This window comes from Micromonospora mangrovicola (genome assembly GCF_047200535.1).
In the GTDB taxonomy this organism is placed as follows: domain Bacteria; phylum Actinomycetota; class Actinomycetes; order Mycobacteriales; family Micromonosporaceae; genus Micromonospora.
On sequence record NZ_JBJZOG010000013.1, the window covers coordinates 1 to 24,324 of the forward strand.

Here is a 24,324-nt window from a genome sequence, read left to right on the forward strand (position 1 = left end):
TCACCGTATCCGGGCGTCGCGGGCCCGGGCGACCACCGGCGGAGCTGCTGCGACGGCTGCGCGCCCGGCACACCGCCGACCCGGTCACCCACGTCGAGCGGGTGCCGGCAAGCGCCGGGGAACCGGCGCCGTGGCCCGCCTGGGCGCCGGAGGACCTGCGGGCGGCGTTCGCGCGGCGCGGCGTGGCCGCCCCGTGGCGGCATCAGGCCGAGGCCGCCGAGCTGGCGTACGGCGGAGCCCACGTGGTGGTCGCCACCGGGACGGCATCCGGCAAGTCCCTGGCGTACCAGCTGCCGGCGCTGGCCACCCTGCTCGCCGACCCGCGCGCCACCGTGCTCTACCTGGCCCCGACCAAGGCGCTCGCCGCCGACCAGCTGCGCGCCGTGGCCGGCTTGGAGCTGGAGGGGGTACGCCCCGCCTGCTACGACGGGGACACCCCGCGCGCCGAGCGGGAGTGGATCCGCCGGCACTCCCGGTTCGTGCTGACCAACCCGGACATGCTGCACCACGGCATCCTGCCCGGACACGCGCACTGGTCCGGTTTCCTGCGCCGGCTCGCGTACGTGGTGATCGACGAGTGCCACACCTACCGGGGCGTGTTCGGCTCACACGTGGCGCACGTGCTGCGCCGGCTGCGCCGGCAGTGCGCGCGCTACGGGCGCACCCCCGGTCAGGCGCTCACGGGCCCGCGCAGCACCCCGACCTTCGTGCTGGCCTCCGCGACGTCGGGCGACCCGGCGACGGCGGCCGGGCGGCTCACCGGCCTGCCGGTCACCGCCGTCACCGAGGACACCTCGCCGCGCGGCGGGGTCACCTTCGCGCTGTGGGAGCCGCCGCTGCTGCCCGACCCGGTCACCGGCGAGGTCTCCGACCTCGCGCCGGTGCGCCGGTCGGCACTGCGGGAGACCGCCGACCTGCTCACCGACAGCGTCGTCGAAGGGGTACGCACCCTCGCCTTCGTCCGCTCCCGACGCGGGGCCGAGGTGGTCGCCGCGAACGCCCGACGAGCACTGGACGAGGCGGTGCCCGGGCTGGGCGACCGGGTGGCCGCCTACCGGGCCGGCTACCTGCGCGAGGAGCGGCGCGAGCTGGAACGCGCGCTGCTGCACGGCGACCTGCTCGGGCTCGCCTCCACCAACGCCCTGGAACTCGGCGTCGACCTGGTCGGCCTGGACGCGGTGCTGATCTGCGGCTGGCCCGGCACCCGGGCCTCACTCTGGCAGCAGGCCGGCCGGGCCGGCCGCTCCGGCGGCGAGGCCCTCGCCGTACTGGTGGCCCGGGACGACCCGCTCGACACCTACCTGGTGCACCACCCGGAGGCGCTGTTCGGGCGGCCGGTCGAGGCAACCGTGCTCGACCCGGCCAACCCGTACGTGCTCGCCCCGCAGCTCGCCTGCGCCGCGCACGAGGCGCCGCTCACTGCCGCCGACCTGGAACTCTTCGGGGACGGCGCGAAGGAGGCGGTCGACTCGCTGGTCGAGGCCGGGGCGCTGCGGCAACGGCCGACCGGGTGGTACTGGCGGCACCGGGAGCGGCCCGAGGTCGACCTGCGCGGCGAGGACGGGGCGCCGGTCTGCGTGGTGGAGGACTCCACCGGCCGGCTGCTCGGCACCGTCGACGGCGGGTCGTCGCACTTCCTCCTCCACCCCGGCGCGGTCTACCTGCACCAGGGCGTCTCGTACGTGGTCGACTCGCTGGACCTGGCGGACGGGTGCGCGCTGGTGCACGCCGAGGAGCCGGACTGGTCCACCCACGCCCGGGACGTCACCTCGCTGTCCGTGGTGTCGGTCCGGGCGTGGGTGGACGCCGGCCCGGTCGGGCTCTTCCTCGGCGAGGTGGACGTGACCAGCCAGGTGGTGTCGTACCAGCGGCGACGGATCGCCACCGGCGAGGTGATCGACACCCGGCCGCTGGACCTGCCGGCACGGGAGTTGCGCACCGTCGCGGTCTGGTTCACCGTCTCCCCCGGCTCGCTGGCGGCGGCCGGGGTCGAGGCGGCGGACGTGCCGGGGGCACTGCACGCCGCCGAGCACGCCGGGATCGGCCTGCTGCCGCTGATGGCGACCTGCGACCGCTGGGACATCGGCGGCCTGTCCACGGCGCTGCACCCGGACACCGAGGCGCCCACCGTCTTCGTGTACGACGGCCATCCCGGCGGGGCCGGCTTCGCCGAGCGGGCATACCGGACGGCGTCGCCCTGGCTGCGCGCCACCCGGGACGCGATCGCCGAGTGCGGCTGCGAGGCGGGGTGCCCGTCCTGCGTCCAGTCCCCGAAGTGCGGCAACGGCAACAACCCGCTCTCCAAGCCGGACGCGGTCAAGGTCCTCGACGTGGTACTCGCCAACCTGGCCGCCCGGGAGTCGGCCGGCACCCGGTCGGGCGGAGCGGCGGACACCGCGGGGCCGCCTTCCTCCGACGCGACGGATGCCGGGCCACCTTCCTCCGACACGGCGGAAGCCGGGCCGGCCTCCCCGGACGCGGCGGGGAACACGGCGGGCGGCGGCTCAGCTGGGGCGGCGGGCGAAGGCTCGCGTGGTGTCGCGCTGCCACGGCAGGACGAGCGAAGAGCGGAGCGGACCGGCGCCGAGGGCAGCGCCTCGTCCGACTGACTGCCCGCCGGGCGCTGGCCCGGGCCGCTCGCGCTTCCCGCCCGGCTCCGGCTGCCTCCTCCTGTCGCCGGCGCGTCGCCTGGTACCGCCCAGCGCATCGCTTGCCGCCCGGCGCGTCGCTTGCCGCCCGGCGCGTCGTGTGCCGCCCGGCGCGTCGCCTGATGCCCGACGGGATCGGCTGGCCGTCCCGCACCGGAGCCGGCGGTCCGCGGCGAACGGGGTCGTGACCCACGACGGCGCGGTGGAGGCGGGCGGCGGGTCGGTCGCGGGTGCCGGCTAGTCATGGGGCGCCGGGCGGCCGGTGTCTGGGTGGGACAGGCGCATGAGTCGGCGGCCGGGTGGGCATTGACGCATGGGAGCGCTTCCATGACTTGCGCCGCCATGGCGGGCGCTCCCGCGAGACCCTGACTGAGATTCTTCCCGGGAGGAGAAGCCGTGGCCGACACCATCACCGAGACCGTCGACCTGCTCTATACCATCAACCAGGAGGACCTCACCCCGGATCAGCAGATCGCCCTGGGCAGTGCGTTGACGAACCTGGCCCAGGCCGAACGCCTGGAGCAGATCCACGAGCGCCTGCGCGGCATCCATCAGATCCTCAACGCCTGGGCGCTGAAGGCGACCGTCGACGGCGGACGTTGACGGTGGCACTGCCCACCCTCCGGACGCGGCCCGCGGGGGCGGACGCCGAGGGTCGGGCTGTGCGAGACTCCGGCGTTCACCCCTCGAAGGAGATCGCATGCAGCTCGACAGCCTGCAGACCCAGCACCAGTTCTTCATCCGGCAGCGGATCCGGATGATGGTCAACCAGTACGAGGTCCGCGCGGTGGCACCGGACGGCACCGAGGGCCCGCTGCTCGCGTTCGCGCAGCAGAAGCGCCTCGCGTTCAAGGAGCAGGTGACCATCTACACCGACGACTCCAAGCAGCACCCGCTGCTCGGCTTCAAGGCCCGCCAGCGGCTCGACCTCGGCGCCACGTACGACGTGACCGACCACGCCGGCAACCCGATCGGCCTGTTCCGCAAGGACTTCGCCCAGTCGCTGCTGCGGTCGACGTGGCACGTCGAGCAGGCCGGCCTGCCCCAGATCACCGGGCAGGAGCGCAGCCTGCCGGTGGCACTGCTGCGCCGGTTCGTCGACTCGCTCTCCTGGCTGCCGTACCACTTCGACTTCGTGGCCGGCGGCCAGCCGGTGTTCTCGGTCGTCAAGAAGTGGGGCCTGCGCGACCGGTACGTCGTCGAGATCCAGAACCCGCAGATCGACCGGCGGCTGGTCATCGCCATGGCGGTCGGCCTGGACGCCCTTCAGGGCCGCTGACCCGGGGGCGGCTCGGTCGACAGGGGAGGACCGAGCCGTGTCGAGCACGCACGGCAGGAGCGGGGCCGGACGGAACCTTCACCCGCCGGCCCCGACGCCTGCCTCTCCTGCCCACCGTCCGTCCCACGGGGGCGCGCCCGCCACGCTGCCCACCTCGGGTGGGGCGTCCGACGCGGTCAACCGCGGACCGGACCGGCCCGTGAGGCCGCCGTGGCGGTACGGGTCAACCAGGGCATGGGCGAGACCGTCACCTCCACCGTGACCAGGACGTCGAGCCCGTCGAGCCGGCAGGCGACCAGTCGACCGCCGTTGGCGCCGGTGAACTCGCCGGCCCGCCGGCACGCGTCGGCGGCACCGTCGACCGCCCGAGCGGCCCCCGCCAGGGCACCGAAGTCGGCCGCCGCGCGGGCCTGCTGCCGCGCCACCCGGGCAGCACCGAGCGCCGCGCCGAAGAGCCCGACCACCACGTACACCAGGCCGACGGCGAGCAGGCAGACGGTCGCCCCGCCCCGGTCGGCCCCCCGGTGCCCAGGGCGGCGGCCGGTCCGGCGACACCCCCGGCCGCCTGCGGCATCCCCGCTCACGGGCGTGGTCCCGGCGTACCCGGTTCGACGGCAGCCACGGCGGTGGCGGACACGGTGATCCGGGGCAGCCGCGCGGCGAGCGCACGGACCGGTGCCCGGACCGTAGCGGTCACCCGGTCGCCTGAGACGGTGACCGAGATGTCGGCGCCGGCCGGTGCGTACCGGGTGCCGGAGGCCGTCCCGGGCTCTCCCCGGGAGGCGGCGAGCGCCGCTTCCCGGGCCGCGTCGAGACAGCCGGCCCGGGTGGTGACCGCCCCGACCGCGGTGAGACCGGCGGCGAGCAGCAGGACGAGCGCCGGCAGGCCGGCCGCCAGTTCGGCGGTGAAGGAGCCACGTTCCCCGTCACCCCACCGCGCCCGGCACCCGGTGACGCGGGCCCGCCACGACGGCGGACCCGCCCGGCGGCGGCCGACCCGCCGGCGCCCGGTCACTTCAGCGCCCGGTCGATGACGGCGGTGAGGGCGGACTGCACGTTGCCGGAGGTGAGCACCTTCAGCAGGATGCCGGCGAAGGCCACCGCGGCGAGGGTGCCGACGGCGTACTCGGCGGTGTTCATCCCGGCGTCGCCGCGTAGGCGGGTGAGGAGTTTGCGCATGTCGTACTCCTGTCTTGAGGGATCACAGCACGTCGCCGAGGACGGCGACGATCACCGGCACCAGGCCGGCGAGAATGAAGGCGGGCAGGAAACACAGCCCGAGCGGCAACACGATCAGGACGCCGGCCCGCCTGGCCGCCGCCTCGGCGGCGGTGGCCCGGTCGGACCGCAGGTCGTCGGCGAGGCGGGTGAGCGCGCCGGCCAGCGCGGCACCGCTGTCGGAGGAGCGGATCGCAGCCGCCGCCAGGCGCTCCGCGCCGCACACCGGATGCAGGTGCGCCCAGGACTCGCTGGCCGTGCCGCCCAACTCCAGCGTCCGGCCCACCCGACCGAGCCGGTCGGCGAGCGGTCCGCCGAGCGCCTCGGCGACCGCCAGCACCGAACGGTCGACCGGTGCGCCGGCCCTGAGCGCGGCCGCCAGCAGATCGGCGGCGAGGGGCAGGTCGGCGGCCTCGCGTAGTCGCCGCGCACGGGCGGCTCGCGGTTCGAAACGCCGCAGCAGGCGATCCGCGACCACGCCGGCGAGCACGCCGGCGAACAGCCCGGGCCAGCCGCCGACCAGCACGAGGGTGGCCACTGCTGCCAGACCCGACCCGAGCCGGATCCGGTCCGGCCACCAGGACGGCCGGGCCGGTCCACCCGCCGGAACCGGCCACCAGGTGGGCCGGGCACGCTTCGTCGTCGACGGTCGCGCCAGCCGGCGTAACCGCCGGACCGGTCGCCCCTCCGAGCCACCGGCGGTGACCACCGGCAGCGCCGCCACCGCCAGGCAGGCCGCCACCACCAGTTGCCGGGACATCAGTCGGCCCGCCCGGGCGGCGCGCCGAGCCGCTCCGCCCAGAGCAGGCCGCCGACCTGAAGGGCGACCGCCGTGAGGGCACTGCCACCACCGACGGGCGTGTGCAGCAGCACGGCGACCGGGTCGACGCCGATGGCGTAGCCCAGCCCGATGCCGCCGAGCGGCAGCCCGGCGAGCAGCCAGGCGGTGGCCCGGGCACCCGCCGCCTGGGCACCGGCCGCGGCGAGGCCACGATCGGTCGCCCGGGCGTCTGCCTCGATCCGTTCGAGCAGCTCGGCCAGGGGTGCTCCGGTGCGGTCGGCCAGCCGTACGGCGGCCCGGGCCAGCCGGGCCACCCGGTCCGGTCCGTCGACGAGCGCCGGCGTGACCGGTAGGCCGGCCCGCAGGTCGGCGGCGAGAGTGCAGAGCTGGTCGAGCTCACGTCGGCGGGCCCGGTCGGCCGACTCGCGGGCGTGCCGGCGGCGGACCCCGCGGACACCGAGCGCACCGTAGGCGGCCAGCACGATCGCGCCCACCGGCCCGCCCAGCACGGCGCCCGCGCCGCCGCCCAGCAGAGCCGCGGCCGGCAGGGCGTGCCGGGGCGCGAACAGCGACCGTCGACGGGGACCCGGCTCCGAACCGAGGCGGAGGGCAAGGGACGGGTGGGCGGAGTCCCGCCGGTTCGGCGGTCGCGCCGGCAGCGGCCGGTCCGGGGTGGGCTGCCGGCCGCGACGCCCGCGCTGGGCAGTCGTCCGCCTGCCGTACGGCAGTTCGCCCGGTGCGTGGGTCGCGACGGGAGCCACGCCGGGGCGGGCTGCGGCATCGAGGAGGGCCCGCCGGCGGGACCGGATCCCGCGGACCGGCCAGACCACCACTGTCGCGGCACCGGCCAGGAGCACGGCCACCGACCAGGCCGGCCCGGTCACGCCGGCCCCGACGAGCCGGGCCAGGCCGCGCAGAGGATCGGCGGCACGGCCACGCCGCGCTCCTCTAGCAACGCGCCGAGTCGGCGGGCGGCCGGGCCCGGCCCGCGGCCGCGCACCCAGGCGGGGACCACGGTGGGCAGCCGTTCGGGGCCCTCGGGCAGGAGCAGGCTGACCGACTCCAGCACCCGCCCCCCACTGGCGCGGCGTACCTGGAGCAGCACCTGGAGTGCGGCGGTGGCCTGCGCGTGCAGGGCCGCCCGAGGCAGGCCGCCGAGCAGGCCGAGCGCCTCCAACCGGGCCGGCACGTCCGTCGGAGTGTTGGCGTGCAGCGTTCCGGCACCGCCGTCGTGGCCGGTGTTCAGCGCGGCGAGCAGGTCGACGACCTCCGCGCCCCGGCACTCGCCGACCACCAGCCGGTCGGGACGCATCCGCAGCGCCTGCCGGACCAGGTCGGTCAACCCGATCGCCCCGGCACCCTCCACGTTCGAGGCGCGCGCCTGAAGCCCGATCACGTGCGGGTGCACGGGGCGCAGCTCGGCGGCGTCCTCGACGAGCACGATCCGTTCCGTGCCGGGGACCAGTCCGAGCAGCGTGTTGAGCAGGGTGGTCTTGCCGGAGCCCGTGCCACCGGTGACCAGGTACGCCAGCCGGGCCGCCACGACGGCGGCGAGCACCGGGGCCACCGGCCGCGGCACGGTGCCCTGGCGGACCAGCTCGTCGAGGGTGAACGGGCGCTGCCGGAAGGTACGCAGCGAGAGGTACGGCCCGTCGGTCGCCACGGGTGGCAGCACGGCGTGCAGCCGGGTGCCGTCGGGCAGGCGGGCGTCGGCGTACGGAGAGCCGTCGTCGAGCCGCCGGCCGGCGGCCGCGATGAGCCGCTGCGCCAGCCGGCGTACGTCGTCGACGGTGCCGAGCGGCACCGCCGTCCGGCGCAGCCCTCGGCCCCGGTCGACCCACACCTGTACGCCGTTGACCAGGACGTCGGTCACCTCCGGATCGGCCAGCAGGGGGGCGAGGGGTCCGGCGCCGACGAGGTCGTCGTGCACCCGGTCGGCGATCCGCAGCAGGGCGGTGTCGCCGAGCACGGCGGCGGCGGGCTCGGCGCGTACGGCGGAGACGATGGCGGCGGGCGTCACCGGGGTGGCCGCGGCGGCGAACCGGTGCCGGACGCGGACGGCCAGTTCCCCGGAGTCGGCCGGGCCGGTCATGCCGCACCCGCCGTCTGCTCGCCGGTCAGCTCAGCGAGGATCCGCTGGCAGAGGGCCGCGAGCGGACCCTTGCCGGCGGCGGCCGGCGCCTCACCGCGTTCCAGCCCGCGGCATAACCCCGGCTCGGGGCGCAGCGTGCCAGCGAGCGGCAGGCCGAGCGCCCGGGCCACCTCGGTGGCCTTGAGCCGCCCGGGGGCGGGGCCGCGCACGACTACGGCGAGGTCGGCGCAGTGCGGCGTGGCCTCCGCAGCCACCCGGGCCGCCGCGGCGATGGCCCGCAGCTCCGCCGGCACGACAAGCAGGGCCCGGTCCGCCGACTGCAGAGCGACGACGGCCGCGTCGTCCAGGTGCCGGGGCAGGTCGAGCACCACGACGTCGCGGCCGCGGCGGCCGGCGTCGATGGTGGCGGCCATCGCCTCGGCCGGCAGGGGCAGCAGGTCGCCCCGGTCCCAGGAGAGCACGACGAGGTCACCCCGGCTGGGCAGGGCACGGACCAGCGACGGCGGGTCGACCCGCCCGTCGGCGGCGGTCAGGCCGGGCCAGCGCAGCCCTTCCAGCTGTTCCCAGCCGAGCACGAGGTCGAGCCCACCGCCGAGCGGGTCGGCGTCCACCAGGAGGGTGCGCCGGCGGGCCCGGGTCGCGGTGACGGCGAGGCCACCGGCCAGCACGCTGGCGCCCGCGCCGCCGCGCCCGCCGAGCACCGCCACGACCCGCGCGGCTCCGGGGCCGGCCGGGTCGGCCGTGCACTCGGCGAAGCGGTCGACCAGCCACGGCTCGGCTGCCGGAAGGGTCGCGACGTGTTCGGCCCCGATCAGCTCGGCGATCTCCGTACCCGGGTCGAGGTGCCTGGAGCGGCCGACCAGGACGGTCCGGGGCCGCCGCGGCAGCCGGGCCCGCAGGCAGCCCTGCGCCTGGTCGGCGCCGACGAGCACCAGCGGGGCCGGCGTCCAACGCGCCCGGGCGGCCGCCGGGTCGGCGGCCAGCTCGACCTCCGTGCCGCCTGCGGCGGCGAGCCGGAGCAGCTCGTCGAGGAGGTCGCCGTCGGCGGTGACGAGCAGGGGCAGCCGGCGGCGCGGCGGGAGCGGGGTACGGGGCGGCATGGCGGCCTCCAGCGGTCGGCTCGGGGTGCTGGAGGGAAGCCTGGCCGGGCGGGATGCGATGCGCCGCCGGTTGACGAGACCCTGTGGACAGGGTGAGCGACTGTGGATGGTCGCCGATCGGCGATTGGATCTGCTATGGACAGCCGGAACAGTCAACAACATTGCCGGCTACCGGCCGGTAGCGACTAATCGGCTGGAGGCGTTACACGTACACTCCGGAGCGGCCGGATTGCCACCCGGATAGCCGTCTGACCAGGGCATCCGGCGGCGCGGGCAGGAAAACACTTGATTGCCGGACAGGACAATCCGGCGCGGCCGGAACCATTGACGGCGGGGATTGCCCGGTACGCATAATCGATTCCCGTGCCGCCGAATGGGCGGCACCGTGCACTCGGAATCGGGGCCATGACGGATTCGCCGGACGGCAGACACGGAGCCCATCCCCACCGCCGGGTGGGCGACGCCGGTCGCCGGGCGACGCCCGCCCCGGCCACGCCCGGCGACCCGTACCGCCCCGCCCCGGGATCGGCGCTCGCCCGCACCCGCAACGAGGCCTGGCTGCGCGACTTCTCGCCGATGACCCTCACCACGCTCGCGGTGGGCGTGGTTGTGGTGGCGGTGCTCGGGTCGCTGGCGTTCTTCTCCGGCCCCCGCCGGTCTGAGCTGCCGCCCCCGATCGCCGGGGAAGCGATCGTGAGCTCACCGCGGCCCGTGGAACCGGCGGAGCCGCCGACCGTCTCGTACTCGCCGGCACCGGTCTCCCTCGCCACCCGCGCGTCGCTGCCCACCCGGTCGCCCACGCCGAGCCACCGACCGGCGAGCCCGAAGCCGTCGGCCAGCTCGCCGCAGCCGCAGTCGACCGCGCCCCGCCCGGGGAGCTGACCCCGCTACCCCCGTCCGCCGAGTCGAGCCTGCGGTCGTCCGGTGGCCGACCCGAGACGTTCATCGATTTCGTCAACGCCCGGTCGGAGCCGGTCGTCGTCCACTGGCTGGACTACGGTGGCCGGCGCCAGCAGTACGCGTTGCTCCAGGTTGGCCAGGGCTACCGGCAGCAGACGTACGTCGATCACCCCTGGGTGGTGACGAACGCCCGGGGCGTGGGTCTGGTCTGCTTCTGGCCCGACAGCAGGACGCTGCGGGCCGTGGTCAGGTGAGCGGCTCAGCATGATCGGAGCAGCTCCCGGAAGAGGCGCCCGGGTGGAGGGGCTTGCCGCCTCAGTGGCGGACCAGGCAGAACGGATGTCCGGCGGGGTCTGCATAGACGCGCCAACCGCGCCCGTCCGCTCCATCGTCCAACACCGTCGCGCCCAGAGTGAGCACCTGTTCCTGGGCGCGGTCGAGGTCCGCAACACCGAAGTCCAGGTGGAACTGCTGGGGCCGGGCCGGATCGGGCCAGAGCGGCGGCCGGTAATCCGCCACCCGCTGGAAGGCCAGCACGAGGCCGGTCGGCGTGTGCAGGGTCGCCCAGTCGTCACTGACCGCCCACCGCTGATCCCGCTGGTTGACGACACCGCCGAGGAGGACCTGGTAGAACTCGGCAAGTTCCGCCGGGTGCGGGCAGTCCAGCACCAGACACTGCAGATCAGCGATCATGGACCGATCCTAGGCATCGGGCAGGTCCCGGCTCGTTGGTGCGATCGCCGCGGCGGCTCGGGCAGGTGACGCTCGACGGCAGGCGGTGACCGGAGACGCACACCCGCTCGACGGGGACCAGGAGGGCCGGTGGGCCTCGACGGAACATCGCTCCCACAAAGGGAAGACCCCCGTCGGGGGGATGCGGTCTAACGCTGTCGGCCGCTGTCATCTGGTGGCGGCCCACATCGACGAGCAGGTGTCGTATCCCGTCGGTTGACGTTTGGGTCCGACCCGCATCGAGGCTCGCGCTGCCTCGCTGCCTAGCGCTCCCTACAAGGCATAGTCCGGATCTTCTTCTGCCGCATGTGGTCATTGATCGGGGGATCTGGATCCCGGCCCTGCACGGTTACCCAGGATCGACAGCCGTCGAGACCACGACGGACGCACAACAGAAGATCGATCGTGCTCGCGGCTCGCAGCCTGTTGGTCGTGAGCCTTGTCGTGAGATGCTCAACGGGCGAAGGGAGCGGCAGGTGGATCGACAGAAGTTGCGCCGGGTCGCTGATGGCCTTCCGTTGGTCGGTGTGTCGCTTGGGTTGGGTTGGTACCTCATCGACGAGAGGCTTTTCGGTCATCATGGCGGCGGCCTAGCCGCTGTCGGTGGCGAGTTGGTCGGGTTGCTGGTCATCAGTTGGGTCCTGCGCAGGGTGTCCGGGATGACGTGGCGCGAGGCGCTGTGGCCGCGACGGGAGCCACCGCCGTGGAGCCAGTTGCCACCGAGCATGGCGTCGGTCAACGAGTTGGCCCAGGCCGGGAAGAAAATCCAGGCCATCAAGATGTACCGCGAGCTGACTGGCGCGAGCCTGGCGGCGGGCAAGCAAGCCGTGGAGGCCATGATCGCCCGCCGCAGCCTTTCGTGAGCCGGCACCGCGAATCGAACCTGCTCCGCTGATCGCGCTCGTCCACGCCGTTGGTGGTCCGGCGGCGCGGCCGACCGCGCCGCGACCGTCATCCAACCTTGCCGAGCCCCTTGAGCCAGACCGGCCACGAACTCGCTGGACGCGATGTCTCGCTTACAAGTTCTGGGCGCATCGGTGGGGTCCGTCCGCATTCGCGACCTCGGGCGGCTGTCCTCGTCCGGCCGCCAGCGGCTGCCCTCGTCCCGGCCCGTTGCTGTCACCGTTGCTGTCGACAGCATCGGGGCCATCACCGCTTAGCGCTGGTCGGCCATCGGCGCATGCTGCTCGAGGGAGTCGCAGCGGAGCCGGCAGAGGTTCGAGACGGCCCGCTTGTGGTCGTCATCGCTGACAAGGCGGTCCTCGGTGGCACCGTCACCGAAGGTCTCCACTAGCACCAGAGACCAGAAGATGAGGCTGCTGCCGACTGTCGGGCACGCAGCGGGCACGCCCCGAGCCCTGGGAGGCTGTGCACGTCCCTTCCTAGGGAAAGGAGCCGGGGAATGGGCCGCATGGCCGATGGAACCCCTGGGCACGCGTCCGGCGTGTTCCTCGGCCCCCGCCTGGCGACCCGGCCAGGCGAGGGCCTGAAATCAATTCGGGCCCGCTCGCCTCGCCCGGTACGATGGCGAGCTTGTTCTCACTGCGGGGAGCCCATGAGATCCGCATGCGGCCGCCCCGGCAGTTCCCATGCTGAGAGTAGGTTTCGTCAATGGCATGCCGTATCAGTGAGCTCGTACTCAAGTGCCGCGACCCCGAGGTGCTGGCGCGGTTCTGGTGCGAGGTCCTGGACTTCATAGAGCTCGATCGCGAAGCGGAGGTCTACATCGAGATAGGCCCGCGCGAAGGGTTCGGCGGCCCGCAGCCGACGATCTTCCTCATCCGCAACGACGAGCCGAAGAACGGGCATGCCCGGCTGCACATCGACGTCAACCCCACCGACCGCGATCAGGACGCCGAGCTCGAGCGCCTCCTGGCCGCCGGGGCCAAACTCGTCGACATCGGTCAGCCTGCGGATGCGTCCTGGCACGTCCTCGCCGATCCAGAAGGCAACGAGTTCTGCCTGCTCAAGCGCCGCCTCGACCCACTCTGACGGCCCTCGTCCAAACGATCGATGCAGCCGCCACCCCGCAGCCGCCGACAAGATCTGGCGACCCCCATCAATAGCTGGGGGGCCGGGTGGACGCTCGACCCGCCCCCGTGTCGCATGCGTGTTGGTGAGGCATTGACCCAGCCAGCGGGACCTCGCCATCGCGTCGCCGTCGACCCGCCCTTGTGGGAGCGGGCCGCCGTCGGGGCCGCCACGTCAAGACGGCCTTGACGCACGGACGGACGCTGGCGGCCCGGCCGCGGTCTGCTCGGCTCGCCCCGGGTCTTCGGCGGTGGGATGGCGCTACCGCAACCAGCCATGGACCGTGACCCGCCGACGGAGCCCCGGCCATCCTGGAGCCGGAGCGCCCCCGCCGGAGGCGCAGTAACCGCAATGCCGCGACCGACCCCGGCTCGCCGACGCGGCCGGCGTCCGCTCCCCTACGCCGCGCGGGCACATGGCCGCGCGGCCCGGCCGGCTGCTGGCCCACCCCTCACCGGTCAACAGCCCTGTCGTTCTGCGGCGGCCCTCCGGGCTCCCCGCCCTCCGCGCCAGCCGGCGGGCATCAGGCGTGACGGCCGCAGAGCGACAGCGGCAGCGGCTGGCACGCGCCCAGGCGGGGGCGCGTGCGGCCCGCTCAGGGCCGCCTTGAAGACGTACAGAAACTTTGAACACATCGCCGGCAGCCGGCTTGTCCTGCGCCGGTTGATGGTTGACACTGCGGCCTCGGTTGATGTTTGACACCTGGTCGGCCTGGTGCTCGTTGCGTCTGTAACTCAGGCGGGAGGAGCACCGGGTGGGACTCGCGGAGTTGAGCGTCATGGAGCAGCGGTTTCATGCGGTGATGGAGTGCCTGGGTGGGACTCCGAAGACGGAGGTCGCCGCCCGGTATGGGGTGTCGCGGCAGACGATCCACAACTGGCTGACCCGGTATGCCGCCGAGGGCGTCAAGGGCTTGGAGGACCGGTCTCACCGCCCGCATGTCTGCCCGCACCGGGTTGACGCCTCGACGGAGGCGTTGGTGTGTGAGCTGCGCCGGGATCATCCGCGGTGGGGTCCGCGTCGGCTGCGGTTCGAGGCCGGGCGTCGCGGTGTGACTCCTGCGCCGGCTCGGGCGACGGTGTATCGGATCCTGCGGCGGAACAACCTGGTCCCGGCGGTGCCTCGGAAGCGCCAGCGGGAGGACTACCGGCGGTGGGAACGCCCGGAGCCGATGGAGCTGTGGCAGATGGACATCGTCGGGGGTGTGCTCTTCGCTGACGGCACCGAGGCGAAGGTCGTCACCGGCCTGGACGACCACTCCCGCTACTGCGTGATCGCCACCGTGGTGCGTCGGGCGACCGGCCGGGCTGTCTGCGCTGCGTTCGCCGCTGCCCTGGCCCGGTTCGGGATGCCGGGTGAGGTACTGACCGACAACGGCAAGCAGTTCACCGGCCGGTTCACCAAGCCCCGTCCGGGTGAGGTGTTGTTCGAGCGGATCTGCCGGGAGAACGGCATCGTGGCCCGCAACACCAAACCTCGCACTCCGACGACCACCGGGAAGGTCGAACGGTTCCACCAGAGCCTGCAGGGTGAATGCCTGGACGGGCGGATCTTCGACAGCGTCGAGCAGGCCCAGGCCGCGGTGGACGTGTTCGTCGCCGAATACAACTACGACCGGCCCCACCAGGGCATCGACGGCGCCTTCCCCGCCGACCGCTTCCACCGACCCAGCCCCGGACGCGACCGGTCCGCAGCGGAGGCCTTGCCGCTGCGCCTGCCGTCCGGGCTGCTGCCCACCGCACCACCGGCCCCGAGGAAGCCACCCGCTGTCGAGGTCGACACGTCGGTGACCGTGTCCACCGGCCGACCGCAGCCGGTGCAGCTCGTCCGGGTGGTGCCGCCGTCGGGCAATCTGACCGTCGCCCAGCAGCAGGTGTGGCTCGGCCCCGCCGTCGCCGGCACCCGGGTCACGATCTGGGTCGACACCGACCGGCTGCACGTCCTGACTGCCGACGGCGCCCGCATCAAGTCCAGCCCGTCGCGGCTGTCCCAACGCGATCTTGCCCGCCTACTGGCCGACGGCGGCAGCCCCGCCGGACCGCCCCCACTACCCCAACCTGAGCCGCAGACCACCGCCGTCGAAGTCGACCGGGTCGTCAACGCGTGCGGCGGCATCAGCATCGCCGGCCGGCAGATCAGCGTCGGCATGCCCCTTGCCGGCCAGCGGGTCCGGGTTCGCGTCGACGGCATCCTCCTGCACGTCATCGACGACGCCGGGCAGCTGCGCCGCACCCTGCGCTGCCCACTCCCGCCCACCGCGCTTGGCCGTATCCGCGACGCCCGCTCGGCCTCCCCGGTCCCACCACCGGCCACCGCCCCGACCGTCGACCGGGTCGTGTCGATCAACGGCAGCTTCCAGGTCGCCGGACAGAAGATCCAAGTCGGGAAGGTCCACGCCCGCAAACTCGTCACCGTCGCCCTCGACGAGCACACCATCACCGTCTACGACGCCGACACCCCGATCGCGGCCATTCCCCGCCGCAGCACCACCGATCTGAACCGCACCAGAGCCAAACACCAGATCACCATCCCGGGTCAGGCTCGGCAGCCTCGCCTTCGTGCGTGACCTGGCAACTTGTCGTCGGCTATCGGGCTGACCTCAGCCCGAGCGCACTGTGTTCGATGAGGCCTGCGGGGAGGTCGGTCCGTCCGGACTCCTGCGTTGTCAGCGCGACGAGCTCGGTGCGCAGATCCACGGCAGGTTCACCGAGCACGATCGTGCTGATCACAAGCTCGACCATCACTCGGTCGTATCGTTCAGAGCTGCGCCGGTAACGCGACGGGTCGGACTCCACCGTCGCCGCTGAGATACGCCAACCACCGCCACCAACGGGCGAGAACGACGCTTCGAAGACCCCGTTGCCGGTCCAGCTGCGATGCAGGAACGCGACCTGGTCCTCAACGAACACGTTCCACTTCTCGTCCATGTCGCGAGCCTCGTAACCGAGCTTGATCCGTTCCCACTGCTCGTCGGACCACGTGCGGGTCGGCAGCTCGGCCATCGGCATGGGTGCCACGATCGGAAACACCTGCCGCAACGACGACCGGGTGACCGGCGACGGTTCGATCATCAGCAGATCCTACGGGCGCGACGGCTGACCGGACCATGACCACTCAGGAGCCCGACACCCTTACCATCGACCGAAGCACCAGCACTATTCGATCTCGACCTGGCGTCAAGCATCCTGCGACGCCGTTTCGTCAACCATCATGCGAGACCAGGCATCTGCGCCGCACATCTGCGCCGCCGTCTTGTCCTGCGCCGCCGTCTGCGCCGCCGCCGGCGCTGGCCTGCGCTGGGGAGAATGCGCCGGGCTGACCTGGTCGTCGGTCAACCTCGACCGCGCCCGGCTGCGCGTGGTCCAGGTCGCCGAGGAGACCCATGGCGGTATCCTGCTGCGCCCATACCTCAAGAGCCGGGCTGGCGTCCGGGCCATGCCCTTGTCCGGCTTCCTGACGTCGCGCTGCGCCAGCTGCTCGCCAAGGCTGGCGATCCGGATCCGCGCACCCTCGTCTTCCGCGACCGCATCGGCCGGCCGCTACGCCGGTCCGACTTCCGACGCCGGGTGTGGCTGCCCTCCCTGGTCCGCGCCGGCCTGCTCGGCCAGGTCGTCAACGCCGGCCCGCACCGATACCGCGCGGTCTGGCCGGACCGGGACGGCGTCGAGTGGTCCGCGGAGTTCACCACCGAGCGGGAGGCGGTCGCGTGCGTGGCGGCGAAAGCGGCTGGCGGAATGCGGTTCCACGACCTGCGGCACGCCTACGCCACCTGGCTCGTCACCGACGGAGTGCCGATCAACCTGGTGCAGCGGGTCATGGGCCACGAGCAGGCGTCAACGACGCTCAATCGTTATACGCACACCCCGGACGACTACGCGGCCCGCATCCTGGATGCCTTCACGCTGCCTGCTGACGATTTGCTGACTCCGGCCCTGAAAGAGCCGGCGGGAAGCGCTCTCGACGAGGACGAGGAGGGCCTGTGACCTCGGGCGGAGGATCGCTCCCGCAAAGGGACGACCCCCGCCGGGGGGAGACGGGGGTCGTCGGAGGTTCGGCTCCGGGGGGGTCGAGCCGAACCCGCTCAGCGGTCACGGGGGGTGCAACCGCCGAGGGCCTCTCGGTCGACGAGGAGTGAACTCTCGTCGCGCACAAGCATGCCGCAGCGGACCCTTATACGTCGAGTGGCGCCCGCCCCACCCATTGCTAATTTGTGTTCGGAGAGTGTGACTGCCGTCACTCTCTGCCGAGGGTGTCGGTCATCCTCGCGCTCGGGATGCCCCCGGGCCCCCGCCGGAGGCCGCCCGTCCGGCTAGACTTTCGCGCCGTGGGCCGAAGTGCCGCTTTCTTCGATCTGGACAAGACCGTCATCGCCAAGTCGAGCGCCCTGGCGTTCGGTCGGCCGTTCTACCGGGACGGGCTGATCACTCGGCGTGACGTGGTCAAGTCGGCGTACGCGCAGTTGATGTTCCGGCTGGGCGGCACCGACGAGCAGACCATGGCCCGGACCCGGGACTACCTGGCCGAGCTCTGCAAGGGCTGGCAGGTGGAGCAGGTCCGCCAGATCGTCGCGGAGACGCTCCACGAGCTGATCAACCCCTACGTGTACGCCGAGGCTGCCGCTCTCATCGAGGAGCACCAGGCCGCCGGCCGGGACGTCGTGCTCGTCTCCGCCTCCGGCGAGGAGATGGTCCGGCCGATCGGCGAACTGCTCGGGGTCACCGACGTGATCGCCACCCGGATGGCGGTGGAGGACGGCCGCTACAGCGGCAAGGTGGAGTTCTACGCGGCCGGGCCGAGCAAGGTCGACGCCGTCGGCGAGCTGGCCACCGCCCGCGGGTACGACCTGGCCGATTCGTACGCCTACTCCGACTCGTACAGCGACCGGCCGTTGCTGGAGTGCGTGGGCCACCCGACCGCGGTCAACCCGGACCGGGCGCTGCGCAAGCTGGCGGTGGAGAACTCCTGGCCGGTGCTGGAGTTCCGGCACCCGGTCCCGCTGGGTCGCCGGCTGCGCGAGCGCCCCGCCGTGCCGGTCGCCGCCGCGGCCCTCGGGGTCGGCGTCGGCGTGGCCATCGGCATCGCCTGGTACGGCCGGCACCGCCGCACCCGCGCCGCCGCACCCACGGCCTGACCGCCCGCCATCCACCCGCCCCTCCGGGGCATCCGCCTCCCCGGAGTTCGCTGATACAGAGAAAGAGGGGCCATTCGCCGTGGAATGGCCACTCTTTCCGTGAATTCGCGCGGATCTTGAGCGGGGGGCCGGTGCCGCGGGGGGTCAGGGGGCGGCGAGGATCTCGTCGCCGATCAGGGTGATCTGGTCCGCGCCGACCTCGACCGCCGACATGTAGTGACGCAGCCACGAGCGCAGCCCGTCCGGCGTGCCGGTGGCGAAGGCACCGGCCGCGCCGACGTACTCCGGCTCCCGTTCGCGGTGGCCCACGTCCACGGCGACCAGCCCGCGCGGGTCGAAGCCGGTCGAGATCAGCACCAGCCGGGCGGCGGCGCGGGCCACCACCCCGGACGGGCCGGCGAAGGGGCGCAGGTTCAGCAGCTCGCCGTGGACCACGGCGGCCAGCACCAGCGGGGGCACCTTCGTCCCGCCGGCGACCAGCCCGGCCAGCCCGTCAAGGCGGGCCGCGACCACCGGGTCGGCCACCGGCCGGCCCAGTTCCGCCTCGGCGACGACCTCCCGGGCGGCGAGCACGTGCAGCCGGGCGAGCACCTGTCGGGGGGCCTTCGACCAGAGTTCGGTCAGCCCGGGCAGCGCCCCGGCCACCCGCAGCGCCCCCTGGAGCACCGGGTCGGTGACGGTGCCGGCGCGTACCTCCTCGCGGTCGTGCGGGCGGCCCTCCAGGGCGGCGCTGGCCACGGCCGAACGGAGGCTGACCTCCGCGGCCACCTGCCCGCCGTGGCGGCGCAGCGCGCGGTGCCGGTGGGCGACGTCGACCCGCTCGCGGGCCCGCTCGACGGCGGGCGCGATGTCGGCGAGCGCGAGCAGCGGGGCGAGCGGATCGGTGGTCACCCCGCCACGCTAGCGACTCGACCCACGGGCCCGACCCCAGCCGCCGAGAACGCGACCTGAACCACGCTCGCCGCCGCCCCAGCTGTCAGTCGCGCTGGGCTGAGGAGGCGGAGGCGTCGAGACGGGGCCCGCCTTACAACTCGGCGCGCCCCGAAGGCCGCTGAGCGCGGTTGGTCCCCGGGCGCTCGCGGCGGGGGTACGGCCCGACTAACCTCTCCCGAGTAGGAGACGCAGGTCACGCGATGAAGGAGTCACCGCATGAGCGAGGCATTGGCCAACTTGCTGAACGAGACGCGCCAGTTCCCGCCGCCGGCGGAGCTCGCCGCGAACGCCAACGTGACCGCGGACGCGTACGCCGAGGCGGCCGGGGACCGGCTGGCCTTCTGGGAGCGCCAGGCCGGGCGACTGAACTGGGCCCGGCAGTGGGACCAGGTGCTCGACTGGTCGGACGCGCCGTTCGCGAAGTGGTTCGTGGGCGGGCAGCTCAACGTGGCGTACAACTGCCTGGACCGGCACGTGGAGGCCGGCCGGGGCGACAGGGTGGCGATCCACTGGGAGGGCGAGCCGGGTGACACTCGCACCCTCACCTACGCCGACCTGCACCGGCTCACCTGCCAGGCGGCGAACGCGCTGACCGACCTGGGCGTGACCGCCGGCGACCGGGTGGCGATCTACCTGCCGATGATTCCCGAGGCGGCGGTGGCGATGCTGGCCTGCGCCCGGATCGGCGCCACGCACAGCGTGGTCTTCGGCGGCTTCTCCGCCGACGCGCTGACCAACCGGATCCAGGACGCCACCGCGAAGGTGGTGATCACCGCCGACGGCGGCTTCCGCCGGGGCAAGCCGTCGGCGCTCAAGCCGACCGTCGACGAGGCGGTGGCGAACTGCCCGTCGGTCGAGCACGTGCTGGTGGTCCGCCGGACCGGTGAGGACGTGGCCTGGTCGGCGAAGGACCACTGGTGGCACGAAACGGTGGAGACCGCCTCTCCGGAGCACGCCGCGCAGCCGTTCGACGCCGAGCACCCGCTCTTCATCCTTTACACCAGCGGCACCACCGCGCGGCCGAAGGGCATCCTGCACACCACCGGCGGATATCTCACCCAGGCGTCGTACACCACGCACGCGGTCTTCGACCTGAAGCCGGAGACCGACGTCTACTGGTGCACCGCCGACATCGGCTGGGTCACCGGGCACTCCTACATCGTGTACGGCCCGCTCTCCAGCGGCGCCACTCAGGTCATGTACGAGGGCACCCCGGACACCCCGCACAAGGGCCGGTTCTGGGAGGTGGTCGACAAGTACAAGGTCACCATCCTGTACACCGCGCCGACCCTGATCCGCACCATGATGAAGTGGGGCGAGGACATCCCCGCCGGGTACGACCTGTCCTCGCTGCGGCTGCTGGGCAGCGTCGGCGAGCCGATCAACCCGGAGGCGTGGATCTGGTACCGCCAGCACATCGGCCGGGGCGAGCTGCCGATCGTCGACACCTGGTGGCAGACCGAGACCGGCGCGATCATGATCTCCCCGCTGCCGGGCGTCACGGAGGCCAAGCCGGGTTCCGCGATGACCCCGCTGCCGGGCATCGTCGCCGACGTGGTGGACGACCAGGGCCAGTCGGTGCCGAACGGTGGTGGCGGCTACCTGGTGCTCACGGAGCCGTGGCCGTCGATGCTGCGGACCATCTGGGGCGACGACAACCGGTTCATCGAGACGTACTGGTCGCGGTTCGGCGCGGGTGCCGGCGGCACCGGCGGCGACGAGTGGGTCTACTTCGCGGGCGACGGGGCGAAGAAGGACGACGACGGGCATATCTGGCTGCTCGGCCGGGTGGACGACGTGATGCTGGTGTCCGGCCACAACATCTCCACCACGGAGGTGGAGTCGGCGCTGGTCAGCCACCCGTCGGTGGCCGAGGCTGCGGTGGTGGGCGCGACCGACCCGACCACCGGGCAGGCCATCGTCGCCTTCGCCATCCCGCGCGGCAGCGCCCAGACCTCGGGTGAGGCGGGCGAGCAGCTCATCGCCGAGCTGCGCAACCACGTGGCGAAGACGCTCGGCCCGATCGCCAAGCCGCGGCAGATCATGCTGGTGCCCGAGCTGCCGAAGACCCGCTCCGGCAAGATCATGCGGCGGTTGCTGCGGGACGTCGCGGAGCACCGCTCGCTCGGCGACGTCACCACCCTTCAGGACTCCTCGGTGATGGAGCTGATCTCCTCCGGCATGGGTGGCGGAAAGTCCGACGAGGACTGAGCGCAGGCGTACCACCAGGTGGGTGACGGCCCCGGCGGGCCGTCACCCACCGTCGTTCCCCGGACCTGTCCATCGGCGGTTCGGTGGAGGCAGGGCAGGCTGAACGGCCAAAGGGAGGCTGTCACCCCTCTCAGTGACAGCAACTTCTCATCTAGGTTCAGCCGCACCGGCCCGGTTCGACGGACGTCCCTGCGACGCACGACCGGACGGTTCTCCTTCCCCATGCCCCACGAGGAGCGGCATGAACACATTTCCGCAGTCCGGGTCACGCCGACGCCTACTCGTCGCGCTGCCTGCCATCGCCCTCGCGGCCACGTCGCTGACCGTGACGGGCAGCGCGGCGGCCCAGGAGTCCGGTCCCGCCCGCGCCACCATCGGGTCGGACGAGTACTACATCAACTACGCCGAGCCGGCGGTACAGCCGGACACCAACGGCAAGGAGGTCAAGGGCGCGGGCGGCGTCTACGGCGCGCAGCTGGACAAGGCCACGGCCTACGACCACAAGTTCGCCACCGGCAACCCGGTGACCGCCCGCGAACTCGCCAAGCTCGAGGCCAAGGCGATCAAGACCGGGAAGAACCCGCGCCAGATCAAGCAGGCCAAGGGCACGCAGACCGCCAAGCTGCTCACCCTGCTGGTGGAGTTCAACGACCAGGCAAACGACGACTTCAGCGACGTGTACGTCCCCAAGACGGTCTTCGAGGACCGGAGCTGCGTCCTCGGCACCGTGCAGAACGGGCCGAAGCACAACACCATCCCCGACCCGGCGTCGCTGCCCCACCTGGACAACAACTCCATGTGGGTGCCGGACTTCTCGCCGGAGCACTTCGACAAGATGCTCTACACCAAGGAGGGCATCACCGAGCGGGTCCGCAAGGACCTGACCGGGCCGGACGGCCAGGCCGGCATCGACATCTCCGGGCGCACCATGCACAACATGTACCTGGAGATGTCCAAGGGCGCGTACACGGTGGACGGCCAGGCCAGCCCCTGGATCACCGTGCCGCACTCGGAGGCCTGGTACGGGGCGTCCCGGTGCTTCCAGGACGCCGACGGCAACTGGGTCGCGGGCGCGATGCAGTCGATGAACGGGCACCCGGACAACCCGCTCGGCGCGGGCCGGCTGGCCACCGACGCGATCGACGCGCTGGCCAAGATGGACCCGAACTTCCCGTGGGCCGACTACGACATCGAGGACCAGGGCGACCGGGACGGCGACGGCAACTACAACGAGCCGGACGGCGTCATCGACCACCTGGTGCTGGTGCACGCCAACCAGGGCAAGTCCCGTGGCGGCGGCGACCTGGGCGTCTACACGATCTGGGCGCACTCGTCGGCGGTGGCCGGCGGCTACACGATCCCCGGCACCCAGCTGAAGGTGTCGAACTACATCGTGCAGCCGGAGGACGCCGGGGTCGGCGTCTTCGCTCACGAGTTCGGCCACGACCTCGGCCTGCCGGACCTCTACGACACCTCCGGCAACGCCGACTCGGACGTCGACTTCTGGGACCTGATGGCCTCGGGCTCGCACTCCGGTGAGATCTTCCAGGCGATGCCGACCAACATGGGCCTGTGGGACAAGTGGGTGCTCGGTTGGGCCGACCCGCTGACCGTCAACCCGGGGGACGACGCCCGCTCCGTGCAGCTCGGGCAGAGCTCCAACACCCCGGTCGGCACCAAGGACGGCATCAAGGTCAACCTGCCGAACAAGGTGATCAACCTGGCCGACCCGCACAGCGGCGCCAACATGTGGTACTCCGGCGCCGACCAGGACTGGGCCGACGTCAAGCTGAGCCGGACGGTCACCGTCCCGAACGCCGCGGACGCCAAATTCTGGATGTGGAACAACTACGTCATCGAGCAGGACTGGGACTACGGCTTCGTCGAGGTCTCCACCGACGGGGCCAACTGGTCCGAGCTGAAGGTGCGCGACGAGGCGGGCAACCTGGTCAGCACCAACGACGGCTACTCCGACCCGAACGGCCGGATGGGCGACTACGGCGGCAAGAAGTACGGCCTGACCGGCGACAGCCACGGCTGGCGGCACGACTGGGTCGACCTGTCGGCGTACGCCGGGCAGACGGTGCAGCTGCGGCTGCGCTACGCCACCGACGCCGGCTTCCTGGAGCGCGGCTGGTTCGCCGACGACTTCTCGGTCACCGGCGGCGGCGCCACCACCTGGAGCGACGACGTCGAGGGCGGCGCGAACGGCTGGACCCAGACCGGCGGCACCTGGACGGACAGCACCGGCGCCGGCTGGCACATGGACTCGGGCACCCAGGTCAAGGCGCACTACTACCTGGCCGAGTGGCGTAACTTCGACGGCTTCGACCGGGGCCTGAAGTACGCGTACGACACGGTGTACTCGCACGAGGCGTGGAAGGTCGACCGGATCTCCTACAACGCCCCGGGCATGCTGGTCTGGTACCGGGACACCGCGCTGGGCAACGTCAACCACGTCACCGCGCAGTCCACGTCGCTGCCCAGCTACGGCGCCAAGGGCGGTCTGCTGATCGTCGACGCGCACAACGAGCCGCTGCGCCGGCAGGGTGAGGCGGCCGTGAAGGACCCGTCGACGCTCGACAACCTGCCGAGCCGTCCGCAGTCCTCGAACGCGGCCTTCTCGCTGAACTCCACGTACCCCTTCAAGGAGTGCCTGGAGGCGGCGGACGAGCCGTACAGCGAGTACTGCACCAACTTCGGTGCCCAGGCGCCGGTGGCGACCTTCACCGACGCCAAGGGCTGGTACCCGGGCATCGAATTCCGCGACGGGCGGCTCTTTGCTCGGGACGGCGACGCCTCGGTGGTCATCCCGTCGCAGGGCAACGCGCCCTACACCACCCGGATCACCAACCCGGACGGCTCCCCGGCGACCGGCCTGTACGGCACCGACCTCGGGTTCACCGTGCTGGGTTCGGGCAACCCGGGCGACCAGGGCGTCGCGTACGGCGTCTCGATCACCATCAAGCGGGCCGCCGACGACAACTCGTACGCCACGGTGTACGTGACCTCGGCGATGCCGTGATCTGACCAGCCGGCGCACGTCGGGACACACGGCGGGGCCCGTCTGGAGCACACTGCTCCGGACGGGCCCCGTCGTCTTACGCGCACACAGATTTCTTCCAGAATCCGTGTGACATTTTCTCAGCCGCCGACGCTCCCCTTGGGGGGCCTCATAATCACCGTCACTGCCGGTGATCGTGGCCGAAACGTAATGTGAGCAGCCGCTCCGCCACTGCGCCCTTTGGTCCGCATTTGTTCACGAAAG

At 72.7% G+C, this 24,324-nt stretch carries 22 protein-coding genes; 12 read left to right on the top strand and 10 right to left on the bottom strand.

The window, feature by feature from the left end; genetic code table 11:
• Positions 1 to 44: 44 nt before the first annotated feature.
• The 3 genes from ACL02O_RS08010 to ACL02O_RS08020 all read left to right on the top strand — a co-directional run bounded on the left by ACL02O_RS08010 (position 45) and on the right by ACL02O_RS08020 (position 3,927).
• Positions 45 to 2,609, top strand: coding sequence for a DEAD/DEAH box helicase (locus ACL02O_RS08010; protein ID WP_412817420.1), 2,565 nt, complete (start codon positions 45 to 47; stop codon positions 2,607 to 2,609).
• 435 nt (positions 2,610 to 3,044) lie between these two features.
• A complete protein-coding gene (locus tag ACL02O_RS08015; RefSeq protein ID WP_412817337.1) occupies positions 3,045 to 3,251 on the top strand; it encodes a hypothetical protein in 207 nt (68 codons plus the stop codon).
• Positions 3,252 to 3,348: 97 nt separating this feature from the next.
• Positions 3,349 to 3,927: an LURP-one-related/scramblase family protein gene (locus ACL02O_RS08020; protein ID WP_412817338.1), complete on the top strand. Its 579-nt coding sequence runs from the start codon at positions 3,349 to 3,351 to the stop codon at positions 3,925 to 3,927.
• 176 nt (positions 3,928 to 4,103) lie between these two features.
• Here ACL02O_RS08020 and ACL02O_RS08025 read toward each other — a convergent pair whose 3' ends face one another.
• The 7 genes from ACL02O_RS08025 to ssd all read right to left on the bottom strand — a co-directional run bounded on the left by ACL02O_RS08025 (position 4,104) and on the right by ssd (position 9,118).
• Positions 4,104 to 4,511, bottom strand: coding sequence for an Rv3654c family TadE-like protein (locus ACL02O_RS08025; RefSeq protein ID WP_412817339.1), 408 nt, complete (start codon positions 4,509 to 4,511; stop codon positions 4,104 to 4,106).
• A complete protein-coding gene (locus ACL02O_RS08030; protein WP_412817421.1) occupies positions 4,508 to 4,825 on the bottom strand; it encodes a TadE family type IV pilus minor pilin in 318 nt (105 codons plus the stop codon). The genes ACL02O_RS08025 and ACL02O_RS08030 overlap by 4 nt, the downstream gene beginning before the upstream one ends.
• A 113-nt stretch (positions 4,826 to 4,938) precedes the next feature.
• Positions 4,939 to 5,106, bottom strand: a complete 168-nt coding sequence (locus ACL02O_RS08035; protein ID WP_013283643.1) for a DUF4244 domain-containing protein — start codon at positions 5,104 to 5,106, stop codon at positions 4,939 to 4,941.
• A gap of 22 nt (positions 5,107 to 5,128) precedes the next feature.
• On the bottom strand, positions 5,129 to 5,905 hold the full coding sequence (locus ACL02O_RS08040) for a type II secretion system F family protein (RefSeq protein ID WP_412817340.1): 777 nt from the start codon (positions 5,903 to 5,905) through the stop codon (positions 5,129 to 5,131).
• The gene (locus ACL02O_RS08045; protein WP_412817341.1) at positions 5,905 to 6,810 is read right to left on the bottom strand and encodes a hypothetical protein; all 906 of its coding nucleotides are present in this window, start codon (positions 6,808 to 6,810) and stop codon (positions 5,905 to 5,907) included. Before ACL02O_RS08045 ends, ACL02O_RS08040 begins: the two co-directional genes overlap by 1 nt.
• Positions 6,807 to 8,018, bottom strand: a complete 1,212-nt coding sequence (locus tag ACL02O_RS08050) for a TadA family conjugal transfer-associated ATPase (RefSeq protein WP_412817342.1) — start codon at positions 8,016 to 8,018, stop codon at positions 6,807 to 6,809. The genes ACL02O_RS08045 and ACL02O_RS08050 overlap by 4 nt, the downstream gene beginning before the upstream one ends.
• Positions 8,015 to 9,118: a septum site-determining protein Ssd gene (ssd, locus tag ACL02O_RS08055; RefSeq protein WP_412817343.1), complete on the bottom strand. Its 1,104-nt coding sequence runs from the start codon at positions 9,116 to 9,118 to the stop codon at positions 8,015 to 8,017. Before ssd ends, ACL02O_RS08050 begins: the two co-directional genes overlap by 4 nt.
• Positions 9,119 to 9,571: 453 nt before the next feature.
• Here ssd and ACL02O_RS08060 point away from each other — a divergent pair, with 453 nt between their 5' ends.
• Positions 9,572 to 10,000: a hypothetical protein gene (locus ACL02O_RS08060; RefSeq protein ID WP_412817344.1), complete on the top strand. Its 429-nt coding sequence runs from the start codon at positions 9,572 to 9,574 to the stop codon at positions 9,998 to 10,000.
• A 62-nt stretch (positions 10,001 to 10,062) separates the two neighbouring features.
• The gene (locus ACL02O_RS08065) at positions 10,063 to 10,272 is read left to right on the top strand and encodes a VHL beta domain-containing protein (protein ID WP_412817422.1); all 210 of its coding nucleotides are present in this window, start codon (positions 10,063 to 10,065) and stop codon (positions 10,270 to 10,272) included.
• Positions 10,273 to 10,333: 61 nt separating this feature from the next.
• On the opposite strand, the gene ACL02O_RS08070 is transcribed toward ACL02O_RS08065, so the two are convergent.
• Positions 10,334 to 10,711 (bottom strand): VOC family protein, encoded by a 378-nt coding sequence (locus ACL02O_RS08070; protein WP_412817345.1) that lies wholly within the window; start codon positions 10,709 to 10,711, stop codon positions 10,334 to 10,336.
• A 515-nt stretch (positions 10,712 to 11,226) separates the two neighbouring features.
• Between ACL02O_RS08070 and ACL02O_RS08075 the strand changes: the two genes are divergently transcribed.
• From ACL02O_RS08075 to ACL02O_RS08085, 3 genes are all read left to right on the top strand, one after another.
• The gene (locus ACL02O_RS08075) at positions 11,227 to 11,613 is read left to right on the top strand and encodes a hypothetical protein (protein WP_412817346.1); all 387 of its coding nucleotides are present in this window, start codon (positions 11,227 to 11,229) and stop codon (positions 11,611 to 11,613) included.
• Between the two features lie 748 nt (positions 11,614 to 12,361).
• Positions 12,362 to 12,742: a VOC family protein gene (locus ACL02O_RS08080; protein WP_412817347.1), complete on the top strand. Its 381-nt coding sequence runs from the start codon at positions 12,362 to 12,364 to the stop codon at positions 12,740 to 12,742.
• A gap of 793 nt (positions 12,743 to 13,535) precedes the next feature.
• Positions 13,536 to 15,347 (top strand): IS481 family transposase, encoded by a 1,812-nt coding sequence (locus tag ACL02O_RS08085; protein WP_412817348.1) that lies wholly within the window; start codon positions 13,536 to 13,538, stop codon positions 15,345 to 15,347.
• A gap of 19 nt (positions 15,348 to 15,366) precedes the next feature.
• Here the strand turns inward: ACL02O_RS08085 and ACL02O_RS08090 are convergent, their stop codons facing one another.
• On the bottom strand, positions 15,367 to 15,852 hold the full coding sequence (locus ACL02O_RS08090) for a hypothetical protein (protein WP_412817349.1): 486 nt from the start codon (positions 15,850 to 15,852) through the stop codon (positions 15,367 to 15,369).
• Between the two features lie 495 nt (positions 15,853 to 16,347).
• Between ACL02O_RS08090 and ACL02O_RS08095 the strand changes: the two genes are divergently transcribed.
• The gene (locus ACL02O_RS08095; RefSeq protein ID WP_412817350.1) at positions 16,348 to 16,764 is read left to right on the top strand and encodes a tyrosine-type recombinase/integrase; all 417 of its coding nucleotides are present in this window, start codon (positions 16,348 to 16,350) and stop codon (positions 16,762 to 16,764) included.
• A gap of 341 nt (positions 16,765 to 17,105) precedes the next feature.
• Positions 17,106 to 17,912, top strand: coding sequence for an HAD family hydrolase (locus tag ACL02O_RS08100; RefSeq protein ID WP_412817351.1), 807 nt, complete (start codon positions 17,106 to 17,108; stop codon positions 17,910 to 17,912).
• A gap of 144 nt (positions 17,913 to 18,056) precedes the next feature.
• Here the strand turns inward: ACL02O_RS08100 and ACL02O_RS08105 are convergent, their stop codons facing one another.
• Entirely contained in the window at positions 18,057 to 18,803 is a 747-nt protein-coding gene (locus ACL02O_RS08105; protein ID WP_412817352.1) for a Fic family protein, read from the bottom strand.
• A gap of 258 nt (positions 18,804 to 19,061) precedes the next feature.
• Between ACL02O_RS08105 and acs the strand changes: the two genes are divergently transcribed.
• The gene (gene acs, locus ACL02O_RS08110; RefSeq protein ID WP_412817353.1) at positions 19,062 to 21,056 is read left to right on the top strand and encodes an acetate--CoA ligase; all 1,995 of its coding nucleotides are present in this window, start codon (positions 19,062 to 19,064) and stop codon (positions 21,054 to 21,056) included.
• A gap of 241 nt (positions 21,057 to 21,297) precedes the next feature.
• Positions 21,298 to 24,081: an immune inhibitor A domain-containing protein gene (locus tag ACL02O_RS08115; RefSeq protein WP_412817354.1), complete on the top strand. Its 2,784-nt coding sequence runs from the start codon at positions 21,298 to 21,300 to the stop codon at positions 24,079 to 24,081.
• Positions 24,082 to 24,324: the final 243 nt, after the last annotated feature.